This window comes from Hymenobacter chitinivorans DSM 11115 (assembly GCF_002797555.1).
GTDB lineage: Bacteria > Bacteroidota > Bacteroidia > Cytophagales > Hymenobacteraceae > Hymenobacter > Hymenobacter chitinivorans.
Window position 1 is genome coordinate 233,463 of sequence record NZ_PGFA01000003.1, and the last position, 13,195, is coordinate 246,657.

Below are 13,195 nucleotides of genomic sequence, written 5' to 3' on the forward strand. Positions count from 1 at the left end.
GCCCGATGACTACCGCTGGCACTGCTTCACAATAGTAAATGGGAGAGGTGAAGACCCTGGGTGGGCTTCACCGAAACGGGGCGGGATATTCCCGTCCCGTTTCTATTTCCGGCATTTGGTTAACCCACTTTTTTTCTATGAAAACTTTTGATTGGCAGCGTCTTTCCCGGCGGCTGCGCGGCTCCTGGCCTTCCCTGGCCCTGCTCGTTCTACTCTTCTCCGCCAGCGGCGCCCAGGCCCAGAAACTGACGATGCTGCGTGCCCAGGGTGGCAAGGTGGTCGATGCCGGCGGCAAGGAAGTGGTGCTGCGGGGCTTCAACGTGGGCGGCTGGCTGCTCCAGGAAAGCTACATCCTCAAAACCGACACCCTCGACTCCCAGGCCCGCATCCGGGGTGGTTTGCTGCGCACGATGTCGGATAAGGAGCTGGAGGATTTTTACGCCGACTACCGGGCCAAATTCGTGACCAAGGCCGACATCGACTTCGTGGCCGCTCAGGGCTTCAACTGCGTGCGGCTGCCGTTTCACTACGACCTGTTTCTGACCCGGGCCCAGCGTCTGGAACGCAACAAGGTGAGTCGCCGCCCCCGGGATTCCAAGGCCCTCGATGCTTACGTGCAGAGCCTGACCCAGTGGTACGACCAGAACCAGCTCTTCACCGATGCCCAGAACCTCGACGGTTTCCGCGTCATCGACGAGGTGCTGAGCTGGTGCGCAGCCCGCAATATGTACGTCATCCTGGATTTGCACGCGGCTCCCGGCGGCCAGGGCTTCGACCGGAATATCAACGACAATTTCCTGCCTCTGGACCTGTGGAAGCGCAAGGACGCCAAGGGCCGCCTGATCTACCAGGATATCACCGTGCGGCTCTGGGAAAAGCTTTCGGCCCGCTACCAGAACGACCCGCGCGTGGCCATGTACGACTTTATCAACGAGCCGCATAAAGTCAACGCCGAGAATGGGTTATCCAACGATAATGCCGAAATAAGCGCGCTGTACAGCCGCCTCATCACCGCCGTACGCCGCCAGAACGACCAGCATTTGGTCTTGCTCGAAGGCAACGGCTACGGCAACGAGTACACCAACCTCACCCCCGACAAGCTCCAGATTTCGGACCGCCGCAACATCGTCTACAACGCCCACCGCTACTGGTGCCCCAACGACCCCGCCGCCACCGACCCCAATCCGAACCAGATCAACCTGATTAACAACCTGGTGGCTTTCCGCACAAAATGGCAGGTGCCGGTGTGGGTCGGTGAAACCGGGGAAAACTCCAACGAGTGGTTTGCCGGTGCCGTGCAGGGCCTCAACGCCCAGAATATCGGCTGGTGCCACTGGAACCTGAAGCGGGTAGAAGGCGTGACCAGCCTGCTGCGGGTGCGCGCCTACGGCAGCATCCTCACCCCGGAAGGCCGTACGGCCCTGCTGCGCAATATCCAGTTCAAGGAGTGCCTGCCCAACCGTGACGTTATTGCCGCCCTCACCGGTCCGGCCACGGCCCGCACGCCCTACGCCGCGCTCAGCATTCCCGGCACCATCCACGCCACCGACTACGACATGGGCCGCAACGGCATTGCCTACCAGGATGCTTACGCCGAGCGAATCGACTACCGCAAGGAGGCGCCTACCAACAACGGCAGCGTGTACCGCAACGACGGTATCGACATTCAGGTCAACCCCGATAAGCCTTCCAACGGATTCGCCATCAGTGACATGGCTGCCGGGGAGTGGGTCAACTACACCGTGACGGTGACTAAAGCGGGAACTTACACGCTGCAGGCCCGGGTAAAAAACGACACCAGCGCCCCGGCCCGCCTCACCGTCAAGCTCGACGACACCGCCATTGGTACCCTGGCTGTGCCCCAAACGCCGCCTACTGCTCCCTGGACCACTATTTCCGTCCCGACTACTACTCTGCCGGCCGGTCGGCATACCCTGCAGCTCTACGTGGAGCAGCCGGGTGCCAGTCTGAGCTGGTTGCAATTCAACCCATCCACCACCCCAACCACCCAGGGCGGGCAATAGTCCGCGCCCCGCCAGTAGCGCCGCCGCTTTTCGGGGCCTCGGCCCGCCCGTAGCAGCCCGAAGGTCGCCGCCGGCGGAGGTACTACTGGCAGCCCTGCGTTGGTTTCCTTAAATTGGGAGCTACATGAGGCCCTACATCCGCAAATTCCCCCGACTTCAGGCTGCCGGTCTTTCCTACTGGCGAATTTTGGGCTGCCTGTGCCTATTCCTTTTCTGCTGTGGCATGGCCCGGGCGGCACCCCACGAAGATACTCTGCGTATCCACGCCGGGATTAACGAGCTCTACGTCAAGCCAGTATACTACAGCGTGCTCGAAGACCCTTCGGGCCGACTCACCCTGCAGGACGTGCTGAGCCCGAAATGGAACCGTCGGTTTCAGTCGGGCGACGTAACCTCGGGCGGCAAACAGGCCGGCAACATCGAAAACACCGAGTCGGCCTACTGGCTGCGCATCAGCGTGCATACCGATGATTACGACGAGCATCACTGGTACCTGGAGATGTTCGATTCCCACATCAACGACCTGACGTTTTACGGGGCTAATGTCACCGGGCAGTACGCCGGCGTGCGTACCGGCGCCGACTTTCCCTTTTCCACTCGGCCCTACGCCTACAAGAACTTCCTGTTCAGCCTCCACCTGCAGCCCAACCAAACGCACACGTATTACCTGCGGCTGAAATCGAGCTCCAAAACCAGCTTTCTGGGCCGGTTGCGCAACGAGGCCATGCTGTCGTCCCACTTTCAGAGTGAGTACGGCATGCTCGGCGGCTTCTATGGAGTGCTGCTGATTATGGTGGTGTATAACTTGTTCATTTTCTTGTTTATAGGTGAGCAAACCTACCTGCGCTACGTAGCCTACGTGCTTAGCTGCAGCCTGCTTTTCCTCTCGGAAGACGGCCTGGGATTCGAGTATATCTGGCCCACGCTGCCCTGGCTCAACCAGATTGTCAACGCCGGCGCCCCGATTCTGCTCCTGCTCACCTTTGGCTATTACGCCCGCCACTTCCTCGATGCGCCCCAGCGCCTGCCCCGCTTCGACCCGGTCGTGCGCCTGGTAGTATTGCTCAGCGCCGGCCTGTTGCTGCTCGATACCATCTTTATTCAGTCGGGCTTCAGTTTCTGGCTCTACCTGCTGCCCTATGGCATGTTGTATTACGCTGCTATTCAGGTGTATCGGCAGGGCTTCCGGCCGGCCCGCATCTTTTTGCTGGCCCAGGCCGGCGTGGTGGTCAGCCTCCTATTCCTGATAACTCGCAAGCTGGGCGTCGACTTCTTCAACAATGCCTTTACCGTGTATAGCATGAATGTGGCCTTCGTCTTCGAAGTGGCCGTGCTGTCGTACGCGCTGGGCGAGAAAATCAAGAGCATCAAGGATGCCACTATTCGGGCCCAGGAGAAGCTGGTGAAGCAGCTGCGTAAGAAACACTTAGCCCAAGACCGGTTAGTGGAGCAGCTCAACCAGAACCAGACCCTTAAGGATCAACTCAACTCTGAGTTGGAAGAGCAGGTGGCCCGTCGCACCGAGGAGCTGCGCCGGCAAAGTGAAACCATTGTGGCTCAAAACCGGGAGCTACTCCAGGCTAATGGTTTGTTGGCTTTGCAATCAGCTGCTATTGAGAAGCTTAACGCCGACTTGCAGCGTGATCTGCAGGAAGCCCAGACGGCCCGGGTGCTATCCAAAGAGGTGGACTTCGGCGAGTTCAGCCAGATTTACCCCGACAAAGACGCCTGTCTGCGCTACCTCGCCGACCTGAAATGGGCTCATGGTTACCGCTGCCGTAAGTGTGGGCATGAAAAGTACTGCGACGCCCGCGAAGCCCATGCTCGCCGCTGCACCAAGTGCCGCTACGTAGAGTCGGCTACGGCCTACACAATGCTGCAAAAGTGTAAGTTCTCTATCATCAAGGCTTTCTACGCTGTCTTTCTGATTTACACTCACAAGGGCAACTACTCCTCCCAGGAGCTCTCCCGGGTACTAGAGCTGCGGCAGGGTACTTGCTGGAGTTTTAGCCAGAAAGTTTTGGAAGCCATGCGCCGCCGTCGGCAAGCTGCTGACTACGATGAGAATGAGGGCTGGACCCACATATTGCTCGACGCTAGTACTACGGTAGATGAGGAACAAACAGTAGCGGAAACCGAACGATCCTGAGAAGCTGCAAACGTTTGCAGCACAAATTTACTTGGCCAGCAAAAATATTTTAGAAAAATGGCCCTTCAAGGCCTCTTTTCTCATTGTTTTTTAGCCGCAAGTGCCATTTTGCGATAAAACAGGGCTCAGGTCGTAATTGGCCGCAATTGTGTCTTAAAGCGTGTGCGGTAAGTGTATAATCACGATGTGAAGTAGGTGAAAAAACCCTGTTTATAGGGCGTATTAAGGGTTTTTGCTATTGCATTTGCCGAACAAGTAAAGATATCTTTGGGTATTCCCCCCATCGAAATGACTACTTCCCACCCCACCTCGGAGGCTCCCGTTGGAGTTGTCAAGGGCTACTCATCCGTACTAGACGCGCTAACAGTCCGTGTTGCTTACACGTTGCTGCTGGGTACGACGCTGTGTACCTGGAGCAGCTGCCAGCGTGCCGCGGTGCAAACGATTCCGGCTACTTCCGCCGCTACTCTTCCGTCAGCACCTGCGGCTAGCAGTGCCCTGCCTCGTCCTGTGGTGAGTGAGCGGGTAACGGCGCTGCTAGCCCAGATGACGCTGGAAGAGAAAATTGGGCAGATGACCCAGCTCACCAACACGGTTATTAATACTACCGGGGTGCAGCGCGACATTACCCTGGACTCGGCCAAGCTGGTTCCCCTGATTCGGGACTACCATGTGGGCTCCTTTTTGAATGGCGAGGCCGTGCCGGCGGCGCAGTGGGTAAAATATTCGGCAGCCCTGCAGCGCATTGCCCTGCGCGAGTCCCGCCTGCACATTCCTATTATCTACGGCATTGACCATATGCACGGGGCCAGCTATGTGGCGGGCACGGCTATCTTTCCGCATAACCTGAACCTGGGTGCCAGCTTCAACCCGGAGTTTGCCCGGCAAACGGCCCGCGCTACGGTGCTGGAATCGGCCGACCTGGGCCACCACTGGGTATTTGCGCCAGTACTTGACCTGGGCGTGAATACCTACTGGCCGCGGGTGTACGAAACCTACGGTGAAGACCCACTGGTGGCTGCCACCATGGGCGCCGCCTTCGTGAAGGAGCTACAGGAGAATACCGAAATAGCTCCCTACAAAGTAGCGGCCTGCGGCAAGCACTTCCTGGGCTATTCCGACCCGCGCAACGGCTGGGACCGGACCAACGCCATGATTTCGGAGCAACGGATTCAGGAGTTTTTCCGGCCCTCATTTCAGGCTGCCATGGATGCCGGCCTGAAAACGGTCATGATCAACAGCGGCCTGATCAACGGGGAGCCGGTGCACGCTTCCAAGGCCATTCTGACCGACCTGCTGCGCACCCAGATGGGCTTTAAAGGCGTGGCCGTGACCGACTGGGAAGACATTATCCGGTTGGTGCGGGTGCAGAAAACGGCTGCCAACGAAAAGGAAGCCACCTTTATGGCCATCGACGCCGGTGTGGATATGGCCATGACGCCCTACACCACTAATTTCTGCCGCTACGTGAAGGAGCTGGTGCAGGAAGGTCGGCTTTCGGAAGAGCGTATCAACCTTTCGGCGGGGCGGGTACTGCAGCTCAAGGACGAGCTGGGCTTGTTCGAACATCCCATGCCGCGCACCGACCGCCTCAACCGCGTGGGCGACCCGGCGCTGAAGCTGCAGGCCGTGGAAGCCGCCCGCGAATCGGTGGTGCTACTCAAGAACGACAACCAGACCCTGCCGCTGGCCCCGGCTGCCGTGAAACGCCTGCTGGTAGTGGGCCCCTCGGCCGACTCCCGCGCCAACCTGGCCGGCGGCTGGACCCTGGCTTGGCAAGGCCGCCCCGAAGCCGAGTATCCGAAAGAAGTACTGACTATTTACGCCGCCCTTAAAAAGGAATTTCCTGGCGCCCAGGTTGAAACCCTGCCCTACCGCGACGCGGCCGGCAGGCTGAGCCTGACCAGCATCGGGGCCGCCGCCCGCAAAGCCGACGCCGTAGTGCTGGCCATCGGGGAGCGGCCCTACACCGAAGGCCTGGGCAATACCAGCGACCTGACCCTGCCCGACGACCAGCAGCAACTGGTGCGCGCGGCTCAGGCCGCCGGCAAACCCACGGTGCTCGTCATCATCGGCGGCCGGCCCAGTATCATCCGGACCGTGGCCGAAAAGTCGTCGGCCATTCTGTGGGGCGGGCTGCCGGGCTTCGGCGGTGGGCAGGCCATTGCCGAAATCATCAGCGGTAAGGTGAACCCCAGCGCCAAGCTCTCCTTTACGTATCCGCAGTTTGCCGGCCACATTTCGCCCTACCACCACGACAACAATGAAAACTCGCTCGACCTGAGCGACTTCGGGGCCGGTTTCGAAAACCGCGGGCCCAAGTTTAAGCCCGCCATGCTCACTGAGTACGGCGAAGGCTTGAGCTACACCTCGTTTCGCTACCGCAACCTGCAGCTCAGCGACTCGGTGCTGACCGGCAACGGCGCGGTGCGGGCTACGGTGCAGGTAACCAATACTGGTAAGCGCGCCGGCAAAGAGGCTGTGCTCTGGTTCCTGACCGATGAGGTAGGCCGCATTACCCGGCCCGTGCGCCTGCTCAAGCATTTCGAGAAGCAGGCGTTTCAGCCCGGTGAAACCCGCGAAATGGTCTTTGAAATTCAACCCCAGCGCCACCTAAGCTACCCCAATGCCCAGGGCCAGTCCCAGCTGGAAGAAGGCTACTTCACCCTGCGCGTGGGCGACCAGACCCGGCGCTTCCGCTACGCTGCTCCGGCCGCTGCTACCACTGCCCCGCTCGGGCAGAAGGGCAGTGGTTCCCAACCCTAAAATTGTCGGCCCCGGCCGGCGCATGTTTGGCCCGGGTGCTTTAGTTGTTTTTGCTCTCCACTTCCAATTCCTACCCTCATGAATGCAAATAATTACCCGCATTTCCTGCGGCGGGCTTTGCTTCTGGCTTCGCTAGGGCTGCCTACGCTGGCTGCCCCGGCCCTGGCCGGTTCTCCCGCCCTGCCGCTGCCCATTGCCGGGCGCCCCACGCTGGCCGATATTCAGGTATCGGGCCGGGTGACCCAGAGCTCGGGGGAGCCCCTACCGGGCGTAACCGTGCTGGTGAAAGGCACTACCATCGGTACTTCCACTAACTCGGATGGCACCTTTGTGCTGAACGTGCCGGAAAACAGCACGCTGGTGTTCAGCTACGTAGGCTATCTGCGCCAGGAAGTGGCCGTGACCAGCAGCAACAGCGGCAATCTGGCCGTGACGCTCAACGACGACCTGAAAGCCCTGAATGAAGTAGTCGTAGTGGGCTACGGTACCCAGGAGCGGACCAGCGTAACGGGCGCCGTGTCGTCGGTTTCGGCCCGTGAAATTGCCACCCAGCCGGTGGCCGATGCTACCCAAGCCCTGCAGGGCCGGGCGGCTGGGGTTACAGTTACATCCAACGGCGGTGCGCCGGGCGGTGCAGCGGGTACCTCTATCCGGGTGCGGGGCATTACCTCGGCCGGCAATAACAACCCGCTCTACGTCGTCGACGGCTTTCCGCTGCCCGAAGGAGGGGAGAACCAGCTGAATGCCATCAGCCCCAACGACATTGAAACCATTGACATCCTGAAGGACGCCTCGGCCACGGCCATTTACGGGGTGCGGGCCGCCAACGGCGTGGTTATCATTACCACTAAGCGGGGCAAGGCCGGCGTGTCAACTATCAACCTGGACGCCTACCGCGGCGTGCAGCAGGTGTGGCGCAAGCTGGATCTGCTTTCGGCTAAGGAATACGCCATCATCAACAACGAAAACCGCATTGCCGGTGGCGAGCGAATCGTGGTGGACCGGCTGCGCAACCCCGACGCCCTGGGCGAGGGCACCGACTGGCAGGACGAGGTATTCCGCCGGGCGGCCATTCAGAATTATGCCCTCTCGGCTACCGGCGGCAGCGACAAGGCCCGCTTTGCCGTGTCGGGTAGCTACTTCCAGCAGGATGGTACCGTAGTTGGCTCCCACTTCGAGCGCTACACGCTGCGGGCCAACGGCGACCTGCAGATGAACAAGATTCTGAAGCTGGGCAGCAATATCTCGCTCACTCACCTGAACGACCGGCAGATTCCCTCGGGCGGTGGCACGGAAGGCTCCCGCAACGGCGAATACGGCACGATTCAACAGGCCATCCGCATTCCATCCATCATCCCGTTGTACCGCCCCGATGGCTACTACTATGAGCCCCGCGGCGCCCAGGACAACTTTGTGGAGGAAAATCCCCTGGCTTCGGCGACCCTCGCCAACCAGAAGTTTTCCCGCAACCGCGGCCTGACGACTTTCTTCGCCGAACTAGAGCCGCTAAAAGGATTACGCTGGCGGACCAACGTGGGCGCCGACTTGATTTTTGACAACTACAACGCCTTCCGGCCCGGGGTACCCGAGCTGAAAGTAGGTGACGAAACCTACTCCACGCGCTACGGGCAGGCCACGGCCGGCGGCTCGGCCACCTCGAACTACAATCAGAGCTACCTGATTGAAAACACGCTGACCTACGACCACCTCTTTGCCGACCGCCACCAAGTGACGGTGTTGCTGGGGCAGTCGGGGCAGATTATTGACCAGCAGGACGTGGGAGCTTACCGCACCGGCTACCTGCGCAACGACCTGCAGACGATTAACTCGGGGCCGGTAAACACCCAGATTTCCAACTCCGGCAACATTCAGCCCCGGCAGAAACTGGCCAGCTACTTCGGTCGTCTCAACTATGAGTTTGCCGGTAAGTACCTCTTCCAGGCCATTATGCGCTACGACGGGGTGAGCAACTTCGAGCCCGGCAAAAAATTTGGCTTCTTCCCGGGCGTGTCGGCTGGCTGGCGCATTTCGGAAGAAGAGTTTTTGAAAGACAACCGCGCCATCAGCAACCTGAAGCTGCGCGCCGGCTACGGCAAAGTGGGTAACCCCAACAACGCCGGCCGCTTTGCCTACCTGTTTGCCATCAACTCGGGCATTCAGTATCCCTTCGGGCCCAACGGCACCATTCAGACCGGCGCCGCTCCTACCCGCCTGCCCAACTACGACCTGCGCTGGGAAACCAACAACCAGACGAACATTGGCTTGGATTTCGGCTTCCTCGACAACCGCTTCGAGGCTACCGTGGACCTCTACAACCGCAGCTCGCCCAACCTGATTGCGCCCGTGCCGGTGTCGTTGGTATCGGGTACGTATGAGCCCGTTAACCGCAACGCGGCTTCGGCCTACAACCGCGGCGTCGACTTCTCGTTCACCTCGCACAACCTGCGCGGCAGCGGCTCGGCCCTGAACTGGACCACGACCCTAAACGTGTCGGCCTACAAGACCAAGCTCGAGTCGCTGGGCGAGGGCAAGCCCTACGACGGCCTGAGCGTACTCAGCGGCGTGATTGTGCGCTACGACCAGAACCAGGCTTTCGGCGCCTTCTACGGCCTGGTGGCCGATGGCATCTTCCAAACCCAGGAAGAAGTGAAAAACCACGCCACCCAGACGGCCGGCGACAACCCGGCCAAGAGCACGGCCCCCGGCGACATCCGCTTCAAGGACCTCAACAACGACGGCGTCATCAACGCCAGCGACCGGACCTTTATCGGCAACCCCAACCCCGACTTCACTTACGGCCTGAATAACACGCTGAGCTGGCAGGGTTTTGATTTCAACATGTTCCTGCAAGGCTCGCAGGGCAACGACATCTACAACCAGAACCGCTACATCCTGGAAAGCGCCCTGTATGGCAACAGCAACGGCAGCCGCCGGGTACTGGGCCGCTGGACCGGCCCCGGCACCAGCAACGACGTGCCCCGCGCCGTAGCCGGCGACCCGAACGGCAACCTGCGCGTGAGCAGCTACTACGTGGAAGACGGCTCCTACATGCGCATCAAAACCCTGACCCTGGGCTACACGCTGCCCCAGAGCATCATGAGCCGCATTGCGGCCAAGCAGCTGCGCGTGTACGTGAGCGGCCAGAACTTGCTGACCCTGACCAAGTACAGCGGCTACGACCCCGAAGTAGGTTCCCGTGGCGTCGACCTGGGCGTGTACCCTCAGTCGCGCGTATTCCTGGCCGGCCTCAACATCGGCTTCTAATCTCCTAACCACCCTCCGATTATGTCAACCTTCACTAAGTATTCCGGCGGCGCCCTGCTTTTGAGCCTGGGCCTGCTCACCAGTTGCGGGGAGAAGTTTCTGGAAGAAACCCCGACCGACCAGGTAACCGACGCCAACTTCTATAAAACCACCACCGACGCCATTCAGGCCACCAACGCTATTTACAGCGAGTTGGGCAAGGCCGGGCAGTACAACTCCGCCCTCTGGGGAATCGGCGACATCGGCTCGGACCTGTCGACCACCGGCGGCGGTGGTGGCGGCGACGGCCTGGAGCAGCAGCAGCTCGACAACTTCAACATTCCCACGACCAACACCCTGACTACCCGCCTGTGGGGTAGCTGCTACGTGGGCATTGGCCGGGCTAACATCGTGCTGGAAAAAGTGCCCGGCATGAGCATCGACCCCGCCGTCCAGACGCGCAGCCTGGGCGAGGCCGAGTTTCTGCGGGCCAAGTACTACTTCGACCTGGTGCGGGCCTTCGGCGACGTACCGCTGCTAACCAAGCCGCCCAAAACGACGGCCGAAGTCAACATTGCCCGCACGCCCGCCAGCCAGGTGTACGCTCAGATTGAGGCCGACCTGAAAGATGCCATTACCAAGCTGCCCGCCTCCTACTCCGGCGACGACATCGGCCGGGCCACTAAGTGGTCGGCGGCGGCGCTGCTGGCCAAGGTGTACCTGACCGAAGGCAAGCTGCCGGACGCGGCTACCCAGGCCCGGAGCGTCATCAGCTCCAGCGGCAAGTCGCTGTGGGACAACTACGGTGACAACTTCAAGGTGGCCAACGAGAACGGCAAGGAGTCGATGTTCGAGGTGCAGTACATTGCGGGCCGCAACCAGTGGACCCAGGATGGCCTGGGCTGGAGCGGCAACGAGTTTATGGGCCCCCGCGGCCAGGGTATCGTGCCCCAGGGCGGCTACGGCTTCAACATTCCCGAGCCCGACTTCGTGGCGGGCTACGAGGCCGGCGACACCCGTCGCGCCGTGACCATCTGGATGCCCGGCGACAAATACCCCGACGGCCGTGTGCAGCCCAATGAACTGCCCGGCTCGCCTAACGGCTACGGCGTGAAAAAGTGGTTTATAGGCAAAGTCAACACCAACATCTGGGACTCGGAGCTCAACATTCCGGTGATGCGCCTGGCCGAGGTGTACCTGATTCTGGCCGAGGCCGTAGGGCCCACGCCGGAAGGTCTGGAGGCCATTAACAAGGTGCGGCGCCGCGCCTTCGCCAACGCCGCCGGCCATGATATTGCCGCCGGCATCAGCGCCGACGACTTCAAGCGGGCCGTGTGGAAGGAGCGCAAGTACGAGCTGGCCTTCGAAATGGACCGGTGGTTTGACATGAAGCGCACCGGGGAGCTGCTCACCTCGCCCCAGCTCAAGGCCAAAGGCGTGAAGCCCTACAACGTGCTGCTGCCGATTCCACAGTCGGAGCGCGACGTGAACCCGGGCCTGAGCCAGAACCAGGGCTATTAATTAGTTGCCCGGTGGCCTGCCGGTAACTGCCGCGGGCCGCCGGGCGCTTTGCCTCCCACCGAACATTTCCTCTGCATTCCCATGAAAAATATCTTCCGTTTGGCGTCCCTGGGCTTGCTGGCTGCTCCGTTGCTGCTGGCCTCCTGCGAGAAAGACGCCAAAGATTATGCGCTTGAGGGCGCCGTGCCCCAGTCTAACTTTACGTTCCAAGCCAACGCTACCGAGTTTCCCACGGTGGTCAGCTTTACCAGCACGGCCCAGGACGGCTTCCTCTACCAGTGGAACTTTGGCGACAACACCATTGGCTCGGGTGAGAAAGTGCAGCACACCTACACCCGCCCCGGGGGCTACCAGATAGAGATGATAACGGCCGGCCGCGGGGGCACCAGTATTTCGACCAAGCAAACCGTTACCATCCCCGATGCCTGCACCAATGCCACGTTCAGCAACCTAGTGGGCTGCGCCAGCGGTGGTATCCGGGTCTGGTCGTTGTCGAACCTGCCGGGCGCCATCGTCAAGCAGGACGCCAGCGGCAACCAGCTTTCGGCTTCTACTACCTTGAATTCCTGCCAGCTCGACGACCAGTTTTCGTTTAGCAACGGCTTTACGCTCAACTACGAAAGCGCCGGGCAGACCTTCCAGAACAACACCTGCGGCAAGTCGCTGAACAGCTCGAGCAGCTTCGTGTTTCGGCCCAACAACGGCAATCCGCAGATTATCCTGAAGGGCAACAAGACCTTTATCGGCCCAGCCGACTCGGTGGTCAACAAAACCTACGACATCCTGGAGGCCACCAGCACCAAGCTGCGCCTGCGCGGCACCAACCCCGACGGTACCCGCACGGTCATCACCATGATGCCCTACGACGCCACGGCGCCCATTAAGCTGCTGCTGACCGGGGGCACGTCGAAAACCTGGAAGCTCGACAATGAGGCTGATGCGCCCATTACGGTAGGCACCGAAGCCAACCCGCTGGCGTACTTTGCCGGGGTGAAGCCCGGTGAGCTGCCCACCTGCCAGTCGGACGATGAGTTTACTTTCTCGGCGGCCAATGTGTATAGCTACGATGCCAAGGCCGAAACCTTCTCGGCGGCCGCTGGCTACAGCTGCAGCGCGCCACTGACGGGCACCTCGCCCTTCCTCTTCAGCCCGGCTGCCGGGGCCGGCCTGGCCCAGTTTGTCCTCTCGCGGCCCGGCGCCTTCATTGCCGCCACCGACGCCTCCCCAACCGAGCAGGTATACCGCATCCTGGAAATCACCGACAAGAAGATGACCCTGCGGGCCGGTAGCGGCGCCAACGGTGGAACGGTATTTACGATTAAGATGGTTGCTAAGTAGGGGAGTGGCTTTTACTTCTCTACGTACTTGATTCCTGAAGCAAACGCAGCCTTGTCGGCTGCAGTATTACTGGCTCGGGGCTGGGTCACCGGTCCCGAGCTTGGGTTTCTGCCTTGTATCGGCTCTGCCGTTGTACTGGCTGGCTAGGAGCCCG

General features: G+C 60.6%; 6 protein-coding genes. All 6 read left to right on the forward strand.

The features are described 5' to 3' along the window. Positions 1-137 precede the first annotated feature (137 nt). The 6 genes from CLV45_RS18035 (at position 138) to CLV45_RS18060 (ending at position 13,041) form a co-directional block, all read left to right on the forward strand. Positions 138-2,024: a cellulase family glycosylhydrolase gene (locus CLV45_RS18035; RefSeq protein ID WP_170061887.1), complete on the forward strand. Its 1,887-nt coding sequence runs from the start codon at positions 138-140 to the stop codon at positions 2,022-2,024. Between the two features lie 223 nt (positions 2,025-2,247). Beyond that, positions 2,248-4,173, forward strand: a complete 1,926-nt coding sequence (locus tag CLV45_RS18040; RefSeq protein WP_170061888.1) for a 7TM diverse intracellular signaling domain-containing protein — start codon at positions 2,248-2,250, stop codon at positions 4,171-4,173. A gap of 288 nt (positions 4,174-4,461) precedes the next feature. After that, positions 4,462-6,939, forward strand: coding sequence for a glycoside hydrolase family 3 N-terminal domain-containing protein (locus CLV45_RS18045; RefSeq protein WP_157807629.1), 2,478 nt, complete (start codon positions 4,462-4,464; stop codon positions 6,937-6,939). A 78-nt stretch (positions 6,940-7,017) separates the two neighbouring features. Then, the gene (locus CLV45_RS18050) at positions 7,018-10,203 is read left to right on the forward strand and encodes a SusC/RagA family TonB-linked outer membrane protein (protein ID WP_100337873.1); all 3,186 of its coding nucleotides are present in this window, start codon (positions 7,018-7,020) and stop codon (positions 10,201-10,203) included. Positions 10,204-10,224: 21 nt separating this feature from the next. Next, positions 10,225-11,703 (forward strand): RagB/SusD family nutrient uptake outer membrane protein, encoded by a 1,479-nt coding sequence (locus tag CLV45_RS18055; protein WP_100337874.1) that lies wholly within the window; start codon positions 10,225-10,227, stop codon positions 11,701-11,703. Between the two features lie 81 nt (positions 11,704-11,784). Then, entirely contained in the window at positions 11,785-13,041 is a 1,257-nt protein-coding gene (locus tag CLV45_RS18060; protein WP_100337875.1) for a PKD domain-containing protein, read from the forward strand. The last annotated feature ends 154 nt before the right edge of the window (positions 13,042-13,195 follow it).